This window comes from Actinocrinis sp. (assembly GCF_035650855.1).
Classification (GTDB): domain Bacteria; phylum Actinomycetota; class Actinomycetes; order Streptomycetales; family Catenulisporaceae; genus Actinocrinis.
Map to the genome: position 1 here is coordinate 1 of NZ_DASRGV010000123.1, position 16,952 is coordinate 16,952.

Genomic DNA, 16,952 nt, shown 5'->3' on the forward strand with positions numbered 1-16,952 from the left:
AACACGCCACCCTCGGCCGGGTCTCTTGGCACGCGCTGTGGCCTGACCCTGACGAGCTGTCCGCCGTGGAGCCTCCGGACGACGGGAGCGGCAGCGAGGACCCGACGAGTGGGCACGGTGGCGAGGGTTCCGGCCCTAACAACTCGTCGATCGTCCTCTCCGTCGCCATCGCCGCGCTGCCAGGCTTGTCCACGACTCCGCTGACCGCGCTGCTCACCGGCGATATCGAGGCTCCGGTCCAGCAGTTGCTGCTCACTGGGAGCCATCGCGACGAGTTACGCGCGACGGTGCTCAAGGTGCCCCATCACGGCTCGGCGAATCAGGCTCCTGGCTTTACGGCGGCCGTGGACCCCACTGTCTCGGTCATCTCCGTGGGGCGAGGGAATCCGTACGGGCATCCGGCGCCCCGCACGCTACGACTGGTCGGCTCGGACGGAGCGCGGGTGTACCGCACCGATCTCGACGGCGACGTGGTGATCGGGCAGACCGCGGAAAGCGGCCAGGTCGCGGTGACCGGTCAGCATGGCGGCGGGATCCCCGGCGACCAGGCGGCTGGGACCGGCGCCCCACAGCCCGGCGATACACCAAACCGCCGGCACGGCAACAGCCATGGCCGCGGTCAGGGAAGCAACCACAGCTACAACCACGACCACGACAACGACCACGAGCCCGCGTTCCCATGAGTCCGTCAGGACGAGACCGTAGGATCGGTAACCATGCAGCCACCAGTCGCGAAGACCATTGCGCACGAACGAGTCCACCACGGCGACACCGTGAACGACCCCTATTTCTGGCTCGCCGACAAGGAGAACAAGGACGTCATCGCGTATCTCGAGGCCGAGAACGCGTACACGCAGGAGCGCCTGGCCGGTCAGGCCGGGTTGCGCGAGCAGATCTTCCAGGAGATCAAGGGGCGCACCCAGGAGACCGACCTCTCGGTGCCGAGCCGCAAGGGCGACTGGTGGTACTACGCCCGCACGCAGGAGGGCAAGCAGTACGGCATCCAATGCCGGCTCGCCGCGACCGGCGACACCCCGCCCGAACTGCCCGAGGACGGCTCGGCGCTCCCCGGAGAGCAGATCCTGCTCGACGGCAACGAGCTGGCCGAGGGCCACGGCTTCTTCTCGCTGGGCACCTTCGACGTCTCCCCGGACGGCAAGCGGCTGGCCTACTCGGTGGACTACGCGGGCAACGAGCGGTTCACGCTGCGCGTCAAGGACCTGGAAACCGGTGAGCTGCTGTCCGACGAGATCCCGGAGACCTCGTACGGCACCGCCTGGTCCCGCGACGGCTCCACGTTGTTCTACCTGACCGTCGACGAGGCGTGGCGTCCTTACCGGGTGCACCGGCACGCGGTCGGCACACCCGCCGCTCAGGACGTCGTCGTGTTCGAAGAGCCCGACGAGCGGTTCTGGGTCGGCGTCGGCCTGACCCGCAGCGAGCGCTACCTGCTGATCTCCCTCGGCTCGAAGATCACCAGCGAGATGTACTTGCTCGACGCCGAGGACCCGGCCGGGCAGTTCCAGCTCGTCGTGGCGCGGGAGACCGGGGTCGAGTACTCCGTCGACCACTGGGCGCACCCCACCGACCGGTCCCGCGACCTGCTGCTCGTGCTGCACAACCGCGACGGCAAGCAGAACTTCGAACTCGCCACCGCGCCCATCGACGCTGCCGGCGAATGGACCCCGCTGATTCCGCACCGCGAGGACACCCGCCTGCTGGAGGCCGAGGCCTTCGCGGACCACCTGGTCGTGGAGTATCGCCGCGACGGGCTCACCGGCCTCGCCATCCACCCGGTCGTCGACGGCCAGCCGTCCGCGCAGGGCACGCCGATCGAGTTCGACGAGCCCATCTACACCGTTGGAGCCGGCGACAACCCCGAGTTCAACACCGGCAAGCTGCGCCTCGGCTACACCTCGATGATCACCCCGTCGACCGTGTACGACTACGACATCGCCAGCGGCACGTTGCAGCTGCTCAAGCGTCAGCCGGTGCTCGGCGGCTACAACGCGGACGACTACGAGCAGCACCGCGTCTGGGCCACGGCAGAGGATGGCACCCGCGTCCCGATCTCGGTCGTGCACCGAAAGGGCGTCGAGCGTGACGGCACCGCGCCCGCGCTGATCTACGGCTACGGCTCATACGAGTATTCGCGCGACCCGTTCTTCTCGGTGGCTCGTCTCTCGCTGCTGGACCGCGGCTTCGTCTACGCCATCGCGCACGTGCGCGGCGGCGGGGAGATGGGCCGCGCCTGGTACGAGGACGGCAAGCTTCTGGCGAAGCGCAACACGTTCACCGATTTCGTCGCGTGCGCCCGCTGCCTGGTGCAGGAGCGCTGGACTTCGGCGGACCGGCTCGTCGCACGCGGCGGCTCGGCCGGCGGCCTGCTGATGGGCGCGGTCGCCAACCTGGCGCCGGAGGCGTTCCGCGGCATCGTGGCCGACGTGCCGTTCGTGGACGCGCTCAACACGATCCTGGACCCGACGCTTCCGCTCACCGTGATCGAGTGGGAGGAGTGGGGCAACCCGCTGGAATCGCCCGAGGTGTACGCGTACATGAAGGGCTACAGCCCGTACGAGAACGTCGAGGCGAAGCAGTACCCGTCGATCCTGGCCACCACCAGCCTCAACGACACGCGGGTCTACTACCACGAGCCGGCCAAGTGGATCGCGCGGCTGCGGGCCACGGCCACCGGCGGGGACTTCCTGCTCAAGACCGAGATGGAGGCGGGCCACGGCGGCCGGAGCGGCCGCTACGACTCGTGGCGCGAGGAGGCGCTGACCCTCGCCTGGGTCATCGCCACCGCAACCGGCTCCGAGTCCGGCGACGAGCTCGCGACGGCTTCCGCGACCGCAACGGGCTCCGAGTCCAGTGGCGAGCTCGCCTCCGCTCCCGCGACCTCTGACGCCCACGCAGAATCAGGCAGCTGATCATCGTGCCTGCCGCCACGATGCCCGCCGGCTCGCCTCCCGCGAGTCAGCCGCGTCTGCAAGGGAGCTGATCACCATGGCCCCGCCTGCCGTGAAATCCGGCGCGGCGTCCGCCGCGCCCGCGCCGCTGACCCTGGTCACCGGACCGGAGGAGTTGCTCGCAGACCGGGCCGTGGCGGAAGTAGTTGCCGCGGCCCGGGCAGCCGACCCGGCTGTCGAGATCTGCGACCTTGCCCCCGGAGCCCTGCAGCCCGGCACTTTCGCCGAACTGGTCTCGCCGTCGCTGTTCGGCGAGGCCAAGGTCGTGGTGCTTCGCGGTGTCCAAGACCTCGGCGCGGACCAGGCGGAGGAGGTCAAGCGGTACCTGTCCGACCCGGCCGAGCAAATCGTTCTGGTGCTGACGCACCCTGGCGGAGTGAAGGGCAAAGCACTGCTCGACGCCGTCAAGAAGCACAAGCCGGTGGTGGTCGACTGCCCGAAGCTCACAAAGCCCGCCGAGCGGATCACCTTTCTGCGCGGAGAGTTCCGCCGCCAGCGCCGCTCGATCACCGAGGAGGCCGCGCAGGCCGTGGCCGACGCGATCGGGTCGGACCTGCGCGAACTGGCGGCTGCGGCCGACCAACTACTCTCCGACACGGAGGGCACGGTCGATGAGGCGGTGGTCGCGAAGTACTACAGCGGACAGGCGGAGGTCTCCGGGTTCACGGTGGCCGATCTGGCCGTGGAGGGCCGCCTCGGCGAGGCGTTGGAACAGCTGCGCTTCGCGCTGGACACCGGCGTGGCTTCGGTGTTGATCACCAGTGCGCTGGCGACCGGGGTGCGCCAGATAGGGAAGGTGGCGTCGGCGGGGTCTAACGTGCGTGACCTCGGGATGCCGCCGTGGCGGGTCGACAAGATCCGCCGCCAGGCCCGCGGCTGGACGCCGGACGGTCTTACGGTCGCGTTGCGAGCGGTGGCCACTGCGGACGCGGCGGTGAAGGGGGCGGCGGCGGATCCGGCTTATGCGCTGGAGAAGTGCATTGTCGCTGTCGTGGGCGCTCGGTCCGCGACACGCTGACCCAGCCGGGAGCCGGGAGCCGGGAGCCGGGAGCCGGGAGCCGACGCGCTGGCACAGCCGATGGCCGACCCAGCCGACAGCGGAGCGCAGAAAACAGCGGCCCGGTGAGCCTCCTCAAGAGGCTTACCGGGCCGCCGAACGATTCAGCTTCAGCCCAACTGATCGGCTGATCAGCCAGCCATGTTGTTGACCTTCTTGGCCAGCGCGGACTTCTTGTTGGCGGCCTGGTTGGCGTGGATGACGCCCTTCGACACCGCCTTGTCCAGCGCCCGGGACGCCGCGCGCGCGAGCTCCTGGGCCTTCGCCTCGTCGCCGGACTCGACCGCCTCGCGGGTCTTGCGGATCGCCGTCTTGAGCGACGACTTGATCGACTGGTTGCGCTGACGCGCCTTCTCGTTGGTCTTGATCCGCTTGATCTGGGACTTGATGTTCGCCACGAAAAGCCTCTTCACGATCCTGGTGGTGGTTACAGCGCGGCGGGCCGCCGGGATCGGTCCCATGCGGTCGCGCGACGTCTTAAAGGTGTGACCACCGGCGGACCGTCCGGCCCGCGCGTCCCAGGGGGACGCTGTGCAACGCCGCGCCGCTGCGATTCCGCACCGTCTCGCTGGGAGGCTTCTGACAGAGCCGCAGGCCACGCGACCGCCTACTTTAGCAGTCACCGCGAGCTTCCCCGAAATCGCGCGAAGCGATCCGCGAGCCTTGGGCCAGTGTGATCACGCTGCTGGAGGGGCGCGCTGCGAGCGGATCACACTGCAGGAGGACGGCGCTGTTAGAGGATCACGCTGTGGGCGCCGCCGATCCGGAAACGTTCCGGCGCGTGCGTCAGCAGGATGATCTGGACGCGGGTGCCCGCTCGGTCCAGGATCGCGGCCAGCTGGTTCAGCCGCGCGCGATCCGTGTGCCCGAGCGCGTCGTCGAGGATCAGCGGCACGCCGCCTGCGTCCTGCGCTCCCGGCGGCGTGATCAGCTCCGCGCAGGCGATCCGGCCGAGCAGCGCCAACTGTTCGCGCGCACCCGCCGAGAGCTGATCGAACGGCACCGTCGCACCATCCGCCGTCTTCGTGCTGATCGTCAGATCCTCGGACACCGCGATGCCTACACCGGACCCGAACACACCCGCCGCGTACTTCTCCACCAGCGCCCGGAACGGTTCGGCGTACCGCAGCCATGCCCGCGAGCGGAACCGGTCCAACGTCTCGTATAGCAGCTTTGCGGCGGCCGCTTCCCGATGCAGCTGCTCGTAGGTCCGCTGGACGCGCGCCTGATGCGAAAGCGCGGCATCGAGCGACTCCTCCGGCCCGCTGTCCGCGAACGTCGCGATCCGCTCGGCCAGTGTGGCCAGCCGCTCCCGGCGCGCGGCCTGCTCCTCCTCCAATCGCGCGGGCAGCGAACGCGCCGTGTCGAGCCGTAGCTCTAGCTGCTGCGGGTTGAGCTGCTCGACCCGCTCCGCCGCCGTCTGGCGCTGCGCCCGCAGCTGCTCCAGTTCCGACTCCGTGCGCGCGGCGGGCAACTCGGCAAGCCTGTCCTTCGCGTGTCCGGCGTCCGCAGCCGCGTTGTCGACCTCGCGCCGGAGCGACGCGATCTTCTCCCGCAGGCCGACGACGCGCGACTCTTCATGTCCTGCTGCGGAATCGGCGACATGCAGCCGCGCCTCCGCGTCATCCTGACCGCTGCGCAGGTGTGTCTCCGTCGTCAGGGCTGCTTCGAGCGTGTCGGGTGCGGGCTGATCGGTGGGCCGGCCGGTTTCGTGCGTGGCGATCCTGTCCCTTAGCGCCGCGAGTCGGTCGTGTAGATCGGACAGCTCCTCGCCGTGCTGGCGCGCATCGGCAACTGCGGCATCCCGCTCCTGAACTGCAGCGCGGCGCTCCTCTTCGGCCGCGCGCCGCCTGCGGTGGGCGTCCTTGGCCGCAGCCAGGTCCGCTACACCGGCCGCCGCGCACAGCTCCCGGTATCGCGCGCGCGTCGTGCGCTCCTCCTCCCGGCGCTGGCTCTCGCCCGCACCTGGGCTGACCACGACACGCACGACGCCGGGTGCCTCGACAGTGATCGACTCGACTGCGGGGTAGCTGGCCGGCATCGCCTCCGGCCCGGAGCCCAAAGCGCGGCCAGCTGTGTCGCCAATCGCGCTGCTCACTGCGCCGGTGGCCGTCGAATCGGTGGCTGGCGCCTCGCCGCTGGCCACGCTCACTGGGGCGTCTCCCAAGGGCGTGACGGCCACCGTCGCCGCGTTCGCGTGCAGGAGCGCCGCCGCCTTGTCCCACTGCTTATGCGCGGCTTCGATCCGGTCGAGCATCTGCTCAGTGAGTGGATTGGCCGCCAACACCTGATCGGCGGCGCGCACCCGCTTCACCGCGCCCTCCGCGCGTTCGAGCTGCGCCGCGAGCCGGTCCGCCACCTGCCGGTCTCGGTGCCAACGGACGTCCTCTTCGGCCAGTCGCGCCGCTTCGCGCAACCGTTCCGCCTCCGCGCGCAGACCGGCGGCGTGCTGTTGTGCGCCCTGATAATCAGCCTGCGCCGCGGTGAGCTCCGTCGTCGCAGCGGCCAGTTCCGCGTCCAGCTGCGCAGACCGGGTGGTGAAGCGTTCAACGTCCGCCGCCGCGGCCTCGATCTGATGCGCCAGCGCGAGCGCCGCGTCGATCTCGCCGAGCCGACCACGCAGCTGCGCCAGTTCCGCGCTCTGCTTTTCGAGCGCCGCAAGATCCGCGCGCGCCTCGTCCAGCTCGAGCGCCGCCTCGTGTGACTCGCCGCGCAGCCGCGTCTGCTCCGCGATCGCGCCCTCAGCGTCGGCGAGCGCCTGCTTCGCCGCCTCGACCCTGCTGTTCGCTTCGTCGAGCGCAGCGCGCGCCTCGGCGTATTCGCCACGCGGCTCGCCGCGCTTGGGGGTGTAGTAGAGCTCGTACTGCTGGCAGGCCCGCTCGTACAGCGCCTCTTCCGGACCGGTACGCACCACGTGCGCGTTCTGCCGCTCCAGCGCACCGCTGACCGCCGGCAGTCCCGCGATCGCCGACTGACCATCCGGCCGCTGCCCCTGGGCACGGCTGCGCTGCCAGTCCTGACTGATCCTCAGCTGCCGCCACAAGAACAGGTCGATACCCGCCTCGCCCAACAACTCGGCGAACCGTTCGTGCGCCGGATTGCCGCTGACCTGCTGCGGCGTCGGGCTGAGAATCCGCAGCTCGGTGGTCTTCCCCTTGATCCATTGCTTGCGGTACACGACCCGGTACCGGCCGAAACTCAGCTCCGCCTCAACGCACGGGCCGACATCGCGCCCGGCCGGCTGCACGGCCATGATCTCTCTGCGAGTCGAGCTGGCCTTCTCCTCGAGCAGCAGATCCAGCGCCTCGACCAGCGAGGTCTTGCCGATTTCGTTGGGCCCGGACACGATCGTCACGCCCTGCTCGGCGAATTGCACGGTCCGATCGCGCACGCCCCGATAGTCGGTCAGCGTGATCCGATGCAGCCTCATCGCGCGCCCGCTCCGCTCGCCATTGCGACACCGCCGGCCTTGGCATCGCTGCCGCCGGCCAGCCGCAGCAGCAGGCCGAGCGCGTCGCGCGCCGTGTCGCTGTCCACGCCGCGCAGCTCCTCCAGCGCTTCGGCGGCGAAGCCGGTCAGCTCCAGGTCCACGAAATCCTGATCATCCGACCGCACCCGCACATCGCTGCGTCCCGACGCCGGGATCGCCGCGAACAGGTCGCGCCGGTGCTCGATCGCCTCGGTCAGCCGAGCATGTTCCGCGATGGTCAATTCGCCACGCAGGATCGGCTTCGCGACCGTGCGCGCCGGCGCGGGAAAACCGTCAAGCCACGCGAGCACGTCATCCGCCGAGTCGGCGCCACGCAGCACGAACTCCCGCTCCCCGAACGTCCAGGTCGCGACCTGATGTGGTGTCACTTTCACTGCCGCACCGGGCTCGACGTCGACCACAAGGAGCTGTCCCGGATCGATCTCGCGCGTGGCGGTCGGCTCCGGCGTGCCCGAGTACCAGATGCGGCCGGTCGCGCCGACCTGCGTGCGCGAATGCCGGTCGCCGAGCGCCACGAAGTCGATCCGCCGGTCGGCCAGCGCCTTCTCGAGAGTCGCCACGCTGATCGGATCCTCGGTCAGCTGCGAGGCCGACGTGTCTACACCGCCGTGGCCGACGCCGATCCGGACCGCGTCCGGTCCGATGATCGGGGCACGCGCGGCCAAACGATCGATCTGTTCGGCCGGCGGCTGCTTTCCGTCCCAGGGCGAGACGAGCAGTTCGACGCCGGCTCGCACCTCGACCACGCCGGGCTGGTTCAGCACGTGGACGTTCGCCGGTCGCTCCGGGCCGAACCAGTGCGACGCATAGATCGAGGCCGAGGAGAGGTGGTCGTGGTTGCCCGGCAGCAGATAGACCGGCACCTGCGCGGACACGGCCCGAAGCGCACGCAGCGCGGGAGCCGCCGTCTTGCGCGCGACCTGCACATGCTCGAACACGTCCCCGCACACCACGATGAACTCGCAGCCCTCGGCCGCCGCGATCCGCCCGATCCGTTCGATCGCCTCAAGCCGCGCCTGGTCGTAGCGCCCCTGCGTCCCGGGACTGAGGAAATGCCTGGTCATGCCGAGCTGCCAGTCGGCCGTGTGCGCGAACCGGACCATTCAGGGCCTTCCGAAGATCGGGATGACGCGAGGCTCCAGCATGGCATGGAGCCGGTGTACGTCGGCGGTCATTCGGAGAACGTGCTCGCCTCATGGGACCATGGAGCCGGTTCCCACAAGTCGAATGGATTGACTTCGTTGCCCTCGCTTCCGCCCAACGTGCCGCAGCCGTCCCGCACGGACCCCGCGCTGATCCGGAACTTCTGCATCATCGCGCACATCGACCACGGCAAGTCCACCCTGGCCGACCGGATGTTGCAGCTCACCGGCGTGGTCGACGAGCGGCAGATGCGCGCGCAGTACCTCGACCGGATGGACATCGAGCGCGAGCGCGGCATCACCATCAAGTCCCAGGCGGTCCGGCTGCCGTGGCGCGTCGAGGGCACCACGCACATCCTCAACCTGATCGACACCCCGGGCCATGTCGACTTCACCTACGAGGTCTCGCGCTCGCTCGCCGCCTGCGAGGGCGCGGTCCTGCTGGTCGACGCGGCGCAGGGGATCGAGGCGCAGACGCTGGCGAACCTGTACATGGCGCTGGAGAACGATCTGACGATCATTCCGGTGCTCAACAAGATCGACCTGCCGGCCGCGCAGCCGGAGAAGTACGCCGCCGAGCTGGCGCATCTGATCGGCTGCGCGCCGGAAGAGGTGCTGCGGGTCTCCGGCAAGACCGGGCAGGGCGTGCCCGAACTGCTGGACCACGTCGTGCGCACCATCCCAGGACCGGTCGGCGAGCCGGACGGCAAGGCCCGCGCGATGATCTTCGACTCGGTCTACGACTCGTATCGAGGCGTGGTCACGTACGTCCGCGTCGTGGACGGCCACCTCACCAAGCGTGAGCGCATCCTGATGATGTCCACCGGAGCGACCCACGAGCTCCTGGAGATCGGCGTCATCTCGCCCGAGCCGATGCCCGCGGACGGACTCGGCGCCGGCGAGGTCGGATACCTGATCACCGGCGTGAAGGACGTGCGCCAGTCCAAGGTCGGCGACACGATCACCGCGCAGGTCAAGGGAGCGACCACCGCGCTCGGCGGTTACAAGGACCCCAAGCCGATGGTCTTCTCAGGGCTTTATCCGATCGACGGATCGGACTACCCGGACCTGCGCGACGCCCTGGATAAGCTGCGCCTCAACGACGCCGCGCTCGTCTACGAGCCGGAGACCTCGGCGGCGCTCGGCTTCGGCTTCCGCGTCGGATTCCTCGGCCTGCTGCACCTGGAGATCATCCGCGAGCGGCTCGAGCGCGAGTTCAACCTCGATCTGATCGCGACCGCGCCGAACGTGGTCTACCGCGTCGTCATGGAGAACGGCCAGGAGCACACGGTCACCAACCCGAGCGAGTTCCCCTCGGACGGCAAGATCGCCGAGGTGTACGAGCCTATGGTGCGCGCGACCGTGCTGGCGCCCTCCGACTACATCGGCGCGATCATGGAGCTGTGCCAGTCCCGCCGCGGCAACCTGCTCGGCATGGACTACCTGTCCGAGGACCGCGTCGAGCTGCGGTACACGCTGCCGCTCGGCGAGATCATCTTCGACTTCTTCGACGCGCTCAAGTCCAAGACCCGCGGCTACGCCTCGCTGGACTACGAAGCGACCGGCGAGCAGCAGGCCGACCTGGTGAAGGTCGACATCCTGCTGCACGGCGAGAAGGTGGACGCGTTCTCCTCCATCGTGCACAAGGACCGCGCCTACAACTACGGCGTGAAGATGGCCGAACGGCTGAAGGACCTGATCCCGCGTCAGCAGTTCGAGGTCCCGATCCAGGCCGCGATCGGCGCCCGGGTGATCGCCCGCGAGACGGTCCGCGCGATGCGCAAGGACGTGCTGGCCAAGTGCTACGGCGGCGACATCACGCGTAAGCGCAAGCTGCTGGAGAAGCAGAAGGAAGGCAAGAAGCGGATGAAGATGGTCGGCCGGGTCGAGGTGCCGCAGGAGGCGTTCATCGCGGCGCTTTCCACCGACTCGGACGCACCCGTCGAAGCGAAGAAGAAGTAGGAAACAGCGCGGCGGCAGGCGGACAATCGATTCATGCCATCAGTTCCACCCGACGGAGTACCGGTCCCGGACGACGGGGCGCTGCCTGCCGCGTCCGTCGCCGCGTTCGGAGAGCGGCCGTTCGGTTTCTACGTGCACGTGCCTTACTGCGCGACCCGCTGCGGTTACTGCGACTTCAACACCTATACCGCTAAGGAACTCGGCGGCGGCGCGTCCCAGGCGTCTTACGCCGAAACGGCCATCGCGGAGATCCGGCTGGCCAGGCAGGTACTCGGCGACCGTTACGTGCCCGTAGAGACGGTGTTCTTCGGCGGCGGTACGCCCACACTGCTCCCCGCGCGGGACCTGAAGGCGATCCTCAAAACAATTCGCGACGAGTTCGGCCTGGACGCCGCAGCCGAGATCACCACCGAGGCGAATCCGGAATCGGTCGACGAGAAATATCTGGTCGAACTGGCCGAGGGCGGCTTCAACCGGATCTCGTTCGGCATGCAGTCGGCGCGCAAGCACGTCCTCGAGGTACTGGAACGCGGGCATACCCCTGGCCGGCCGGAGCAATGCGTGCGCTGGGCGTACGACGCGGGATTCGAGCAGGTCAATCTCGACCTGATCTACGGCACGCCGGGGGAGACCGATGACGACTGGCGCGCTTCACTCGAAGCGGTGATCGGCGCGTATCCGGACCACGTCTCGGCCTACTCGCTCATCGTGGAGGAGGGCACGCGGCTCGCGGCGCGGATAAGGCGCGGCGAGCTGCCGAACATCGACGATGACGTACACGCGGACCGCTACGTGATCGCCGACGAGATGCTCACAGCGGCCGGTTATGGCTGGTATGAGGTATCGAACTGGGCGGTGTCTGAGGACGCGCGATGCCGACACAACCTGCTGTACTGGAACGGCGCGGACTGGTGGGGCGTCGGACCGGGGGCACACAGCCATGTCGCAGGCACGCGCTGGTGGAACGTGAAGCACCCGGCCGCCTACGCACAGCGCATCGCGGCGGGGCAGTCACCGGGCCATGCGCGGGAACTGCTCGCCGGAGAAGATCGCCGAATCGAGCGCATTCTGCTGGAGCTGCGGCTGATCGACGGCCTCGACCTCGCCCTGCTTTCGCCGCAAGCCCGTGCCGCGGCGGGGAGGGCGCTGGGGGACGAGCTGCTGGAGCCGCTGCCGTTCGCCGACGGACACGCAGTGCTGACCCTGCGCGGCCGCCTGCTCGCAGACGCCTTGGTGCGCGACCTCACGGACTAAGAGCGGGCGATCCGCCTACGAGCGGGTGACGGAGCCGGCTACGTGCGTGGCAGGGTGCGGGGGTAGCCGAAGCGCGTCAGGAGATTCGCGCCCGCGAAGCGGGTGAGCTCCTGGACCTGGTCTCCCCGAAGCGAGATGACGATGAGGCCGCAGGCCCGCCAGATCGGCGCGTGCGGATCGGGAAGGTAGAGCACCAGGGCGGGCTGGCCGTTGGCCCGGGTGGGGAGGAGCTTCAGCTCGTGGCCCGCATGGGACTGCAGCAGGAAACGGGCGATCGGCCCGGGCCCGCGGTGCTCGACCGGCTCCGGCGGCATCGTCAGCCTGGCGTCGTCGGTCAGCAGGCTCACCAGCTCTTCGAGGTCGAAGCGCTGAAATGCGCTGACGAACCGGTCGACGGCGGCGGCTTCGGCCGGTGACCTGGGGATGGGCACCTCGTGCGGGTGCCGGCCGGGTGGGAGAGCGGCACGGGCCCGGATGAGCGCGCTGTTGACGGCGGCCTGGGTGGTGCCGAGCATGCCCGCGGTCTCGGCCGCCGGGAAACCGAGCACGTCCCGGAGCACCAGCACCGCACGCTGCTGCGGCGGCAGGTGCTGCAGGCCCGCCACGAACGAGAGGGCGATCGACTCCCGGGCGTCGTACCGGGCCTCGGGGCCGGGAGTCAGGTCGTCCGGATCGCCGGGGAAGGGCTCGAGCCACCACGGGTCGGCGGACTGTCCCGACCCCGTCCAGCCCGCGCCGCGATCGGACGGGCCGGCCGGCCGCGGGCGGCGGGACTCGCCGCGCAGGTAGTTGAGGCACTGGTTGGTGGCGATCCGGTACAGCCACGCCCGCAGCGACCGGCCGTCGAACCGGCCGATCGAACGCCATGCCGCCAACAGGGCCTCCTGAAGTACGTCCTCGGCGTCCTGCACTGAGCCGAGGATCCGGTAGCAGTGGGCCTGCAGTTCGCGGCGGTGGGGATCGACGAGCTCGCGGAAGGCCTCACCGTCCCCGGCCTGGGCAAGCGCGAGGGTGGTCTGGGTCATGGCAGGCCTGTCCTCTCATCCGGCGGTCGCCCCGAAAACGGCTCCTGGCTATGCAACACCGGCGGCGCGCGGAATTCATCGCCGCGCGGCGGCGAATCCCCGGGGCGCCCGGTGCTTGAACCGGTGAGAACTGTCACCCGTGACGGCCGGAGGCCCGCATGACTTCGCTGGACCGCAGCATCGACGACATCCGAGACCGGGCGCCCGCGGAGCCGGCGGCGCCCGTCGCAGTACACCGATGGCGGGCGTTCGCGCTGCTCGCCGTGGCGTGTTTCATGACGGTGGTCGACATGCTGATCGTCAACGTGGCGCTGCCGACGATCGGCGCCAAGCTGCACTTCGCCCGGTCGGATCTGCAGTGGGTGGTGACCGCGTACGCGATCACCTTCGGTGGTTTCCTGCTGCTCGGCGGCCGGACCGCCGACCTGCTCGGACGCCGGCGGATGTTCGCGGCCGGGCTCGCGCTCTTCACCGCGGCCTCGCTCGCGTGCGCCCTCGCGACCAGTGGCACGTTCCTGATCGTCATGCGCGGGCTACAGGGCCTGGGCGCCGCCGTGGTGCTGCCCGCGGCGCTCTCGATCGTGATGAACCTGTTCCCGGAGGGCGCCGAGCGCAACAAGGCACTCGGCATCTGGGGCGCGGTCGGCGCCAGCGGGGCGACGTTCGGCGTGCTCGCCGGCGGCGTCCTGACCCGGTACGCCGGCTGGCAGTACATCTTCTACCTGAACGTAGCCATCGGCAGCGCCGCCCTGCTGTTGACCCGTCAGGTACTGCCGCGGAGCAGTGCGCCGGTCGGGAGCGGGCCGGCCGGGCGCCGCCGCTACGACGTGCCCGGCGCCGTCAGCGTGACCGGCTCCCTCGTCCTCGCGGTCTACGCGATCTCGCAGGCGCCGGTCGTCGGGTGGACCGCCACGCGGACCGTTGCCCTGCTCGCATCCGCGGCGGCGCTGCTGATCGCGTTCGTGATCATCGAGGCCGGAACGCGGTCACCGCTGCTGCCGCTGCGGCTGTTCCGGCTCAAGACCCTCGCCGGGTCCAATGCGGTCGGGTTCCTGCTCGGCGCCAGCTTCTACGGCTACATCTTCATCGGCACCCTCTACATGCAACAGGTGCTGCGGTACTCCGCCATGACGACCGGCCTGGCTTGGCTCACCGTCGGCCTGACCGGAGTGCTGTTCGCCGGCCCGGCCCAGGTCCTGGTCACCCGGTTGTCGGTCAAGCTCGTGATGGCGAGCGGGCTGGTCCTGACCGGTGCCGGGATCCTGTGGGCGACCCAGGCGCCGGTGCACGGGGGCTTCTGGTCGAACCTGGCCGGCCCCTTCTTCCTGACCGGGAGCGTGACCTGGGTGTTCATCCCGGTGTCGATCGGGGCTCTGGTCGGCGTCACCGAGCGCGACGCGGGCGTGGCCTCCGGACTGATCGACTCCTCCCAGCAACTCGGCGGGGCGATCGGAATCGCCGTGGCCTCAACTGTCGCGGCCGCGCGCACCACCGCGCTGCTCGGCCACGGCCGTGCCGCCGCCGTCGCGCTCACCGACGGATTCCACCGGGCCCTGTGGGTCTGCGGCCTCGTCGGCCTGAGCGCCGTCATCGTGGCGCTCCTCCTTGTCCGGCGCGTGCCGGAGCCGAGTTCGTGAGGCCGCCGCGATGCCTTAGGGCGCGGTGACGAAGTCGATCAGGGCCTCGACTCTTCCCAGCAGGGTCGGCTCGAGGTCCTTGTACGACGTCACGGCGCCCAGGATGCGCGGCCATGCCTGGCGCGGGTCGAGCGGCCAGGAGGGATCCTTGCGGCGCAGGCGCTCGCAGACTCCTTCCTTCCACTCCTCGGATCGCGGCACTCTGGGCCACGCTTCGAAGCCCAGCACCTGCGGCTTGACGGCCTGCCAGATGTCCACGTACGGATGGCCGAGAACCAGGACGCTGTCCTCGCGGCCCTCCTGGACCTGGCTTGCGATCCTGGTCTCCTTCGAGCCCGCCACCATGTGGTCCACCAGGACGCCGAGCCTTCTTCCTTCGCCCGGCTGGAATTCGCCGACGATGCCGGGCAGGTAGTCGATCCCGTCCAGCAGTTCCACGACCACGCCCTCGATCCGCAGGTCGTCGCCCCAGACCCGCTCGACCAGCTCCGCGTCGTGCTTGCCTTCGACGTAGATGCGGCCTTCGCGCGCCACTCTCGCGCGCAATCCGTGGACCGCGCGCGAGCCGGAAGCGGTGCGGGTGGCCGGACTTGTTTGCTCGGATTTTGATTTAGGTCGCACCAGGCTGACCGGCTTTCCTTCTAACAGAAAGCCGGGGCCGAGCGGGAACACGCGGTGCTTGCGGAAGCGGTCCTCCAGGGTGACCGTGAAGCCGCCCGGGGTCTTCTCGACCCGCACCACCGCGCCGCAGAATCCGGTGGTCACCTCCTCGACCACCAGGTCCGCTACCGCCTCGACCTCGGGTAACGGGCGGTTCGCGCGGCTGAACTGGGCAGTGCGCGACAGCAGGTCGTCGGGTCCGTACTGCTTCGGCCTGGGGCCGCGATCGCGGGGGTCCACGCGGTCGAGCGTAGCGCCCGCCTTCGCCGTCGCGGGCGCGTCGGCGTCGTGAACAGGCTCTCGATGCGATCGGCCGCCTGCGGCTGAAGACTGATCCCGGTCCCGCGCCGTACACTGGACTCACCTCCATTGGCACTCACTCGCCCCGAGTGCCAGGAGCGCTCGGTGATCAGGCCGCTACAAGAGCGGGAGGTGGTGGGCATGCGCGAGGATCCAAGGCCGGGAGACACGGTCTTCGGTGAACCGAGACTCGGCGAGCCGCGGCTCGCGGACTCCAGGGTCGAGGACCCGAGGCTCGATCGCAGACGCCTCGAAGTGCTGCGCGCGATCGTCCAGGACTACGTCTCCACCCAGGAGCCGATCGGCTCGAAGGCCTTGGTGGAGCGGCACAACCTCGGCGTCTCCCCGGCGACCATACGAAACGACATGGCCGCGCTGGAGGAGGAGGGCTACATCCACCAGCCGCACACCAGCGCCGGCCGGGTGCCCACCGACAAGGGCTACCGGCTGTTCGTGGACCGGCTCTCCAGCGTGAAGCCGCTGTCCTCGGCCGAGCGCAGCGCCATTCACGCCTTCCTCGGCGGCGCGGTGGACCTCGACGACGTGATCTCGCGCACAGTCCGGCTGCTCGCTCAGATCACCCGGCAGGTCGCGGTCGTGCAGTACCCGTCGCTGTCCCGCTCCGCGGTGCGGCACGTCGAACTCGTCGCGATCACGCCGAGCCGGATCATGCTCGTCCTGATCACCGACACCGGCCGGGTCGAGCAGCGCTTCGTCGAGACCATCCCGGTCAGCGAGACCACCGTGGCCGACCTGCGCGCCCGGCTCAACGCCCTGATCGTCGGGCACCGGCTCTCCGAGGTGCCGGGCCGGGTCGACGACTTCGCCGACCAGTTCCCGCACGAGGACCGCCCGGCGATCGACTCGCTGGTCGCGGCGCTGCTCGAGGTGATCGTGGAACAGCGCGAGGAGCGGGTCGTGCTCGGCGGCACGGCCAACCTCACCAGGTTCCGCCAGGACTTCCCGGACACCATCGGCCCGGTGCTCGAAGCCCTCGAGGAGCAGATGGTGCTGCTCAAGCTGCTCGGCGAGACCACCGGACCGTCCACGCTCACCGTGCGCATCGGGCACGAGACCGGATACGAGGGGCTGTCCGCGACCTCCGTCGTCACCAGCGGTTACGGTCGCGATGGGGATACGGTGGCGCAGCTCGGCGTGCTCGGTCCGACGCGTATGGACTATCCGGGCACTATGGGCGCGGTCTCAGCCGTTGCTCGTTACGTCGGGCGAATCCTCGATCAGGCGTAGCCTGGTCCGTCGGCGAAAGCTGTAAGTAGCACAACAGGCACACGCAATCGCATAACGCAGGCAGTGTCCGAATCCGGCTGGAGTTACACGAGTGGCGACCGACTACTACGCGGTCCTGGGGGTACGGCGTGACGCCACCCAGGAGGAGATCAAGAAGGCGTACCGCCGTCTCGCCCGCGAGCTGCATCCGGACGTCAACCCGGACCCG

At 69.5% G+C, this 16,952-nt stretch carries 13 protein-coding genes; 8 read left to right on the forward strand and 5 right to left on the reverse strand.

Translation table 11 applies throughout. The features are described 5' to 3' along the window. From VFB40_RS09865 to holA, 3 genes are all read left to right on the forward strand, one after another. Window positions 1–683: ComEC/Rec2 family competence protein (locus VFB40_RS09865; protein ID WP_414642075.1), on the forward strand; the 683-nt coding region annotated here is incomplete at its 5' end. A gap of 33 nt (window positions 684–716) precedes the next feature. Further along, window positions 717–2,930, forward strand: coding sequence for a S9 family peptidase (locus VFB40_RS09870; RefSeq protein ID WP_324849152.1), 2,214 nt, complete (start codon window positions 717–719; stop codon window positions 2,928–2,930). A 76-nt stretch (window positions 2,931–3,006) separates the two neighbouring features. After that, entirely contained in the window at window positions 3,007–3,987 is a 981-nt protein-coding gene (holA, locus tag VFB40_RS09875; protein ID WP_324849154.1) for a DNA polymerase III subunit delta, read from the forward strand. A gap of 170 nt (window positions 3,988–4,157) precedes the next feature. Here the strand turns inward: holA and rpsT are convergent, their stop codons facing one another. From rpsT to VFB40_RS09890, 3 genes are all read right to left on the reverse strand, one after another. Then, entirely contained in the window at window positions 4,158–4,424 is a 267-nt protein-coding gene (rpsT, locus tag VFB40_RS09880; RefSeq protein ID WP_324842659.1) for a 30S ribosomal protein S20, read from the reverse strand. Between the two features lie 335 nt (window positions 4,425–4,759). Beyond that, the gene (locus VFB40_RS09885; protein WP_324849156.1) at window positions 4,760–7,456 is read right to left on the reverse strand and encodes an AAA family ATPase; all 2,697 of its coding nucleotides are present in this window, start codon (window positions 7,454–7,456) and stop codon (window positions 4,760–4,762) included. After that, a complete protein-coding gene (locus tag VFB40_RS09890; RefSeq protein WP_324849158.1) occupies window positions 7,453–8,619 on the reverse strand; it encodes a metallophosphoesterase family protein in 1,167 nt (388 codons plus the stop codon). Before VFB40_RS09890 ends, VFB40_RS09885 begins: the two co-directional genes overlap by 4 nt. 138 nt (window positions 8,620–8,757) lie before the next feature. Here VFB40_RS09890 and lepA point away from each other — a divergent pair, with 138 nt between their 5' ends. Both lepA and hemW read left to right on the forward strand, forming a co-directional pair. Next, window positions 8,758–10,620 (forward strand): translation elongation factor 4, encoded by a 1,863-nt coding sequence (gene lepA / locus VFB40_RS09895; protein WP_324849160.1) that lies wholly within the window; start codon window positions 8,758–8,760, stop codon window positions 10,618–10,620. A 33-nt stretch (window positions 10,621–10,653) separates the two neighbouring features. Beyond that, a complete protein-coding gene (hemW, locus tag VFB40_RS09900) occupies window positions 10,654–11,874 on the forward strand; it encodes a radical SAM family heme chaperone HemW (protein ID WP_324849162.1) in 1,221 nt (406 codons plus the stop codon). Between the two features lie 38 nt (window positions 11,875–11,912). On the opposite strand, the gene VFB40_RS09905 is transcribed toward hemW, so the two are convergent. After that, window positions 11,913–12,899 carry an RNA polymerase subunit sigma-70 gene (locus VFB40_RS09905; RefSeq protein WP_324849164.1) on the reverse strand — a complete coding sequence of 329 codons (987 nt, stop codon included), beginning with the start codon at window positions 12,897–12,899 and terminating at the stop codon, window positions 11,913–11,915. A 158-nt stretch (window positions 12,900–13,057) separates the two neighbouring features. Between VFB40_RS09905 and VFB40_RS09910 the strand changes: the two genes are divergently transcribed. Then, window positions 13,058–14,536, forward strand: a complete 1,479-nt coding sequence (locus VFB40_RS09910) for an MFS transporter (protein ID WP_324849166.1) — start codon at window positions 13,058–13,060, stop codon at window positions 14,534–14,536. Between the two features lie 15 nt (window positions 14,537–14,551). On the opposite strand, the gene VFB40_RS09915 is transcribed toward VFB40_RS09910, so the two are convergent. After that, window positions 14,552–15,436 carry a DUF3097 domain-containing protein gene (locus VFB40_RS09915; RefSeq protein ID WP_324849168.1) on the reverse strand — a complete coding sequence of 295 codons (885 nt, stop codon included), beginning with the start codon at window positions 15,434–15,436 and terminating at the stop codon, window positions 14,552–14,554. A gap of 201 nt (window positions 15,437–15,637) precedes the next feature. Between VFB40_RS09915 and hrcA the strand changes: the two genes are divergently transcribed. Continuing rightward, complete coding sequence (gene hrcA, locus VFB40_RS09920) at window positions 15,638–16,744, forward strand: heat-inducible transcriptional repressor HrcA (protein WP_324849170.1); 1,107 nt, start codon at window positions 15,638–15,640, stop codon at window positions 16,742–16,744. 91 nt (window positions 16,745–16,835) lie between these two features. Beyond that, window positions 16,836–16,952, forward strand: a 117-nt coding sequence (locus VFB40_RS09925; protein WP_324849172.1) for a DnaJ domain-containing protein, incomplete at its 3' end; no start/stop codon positions are given.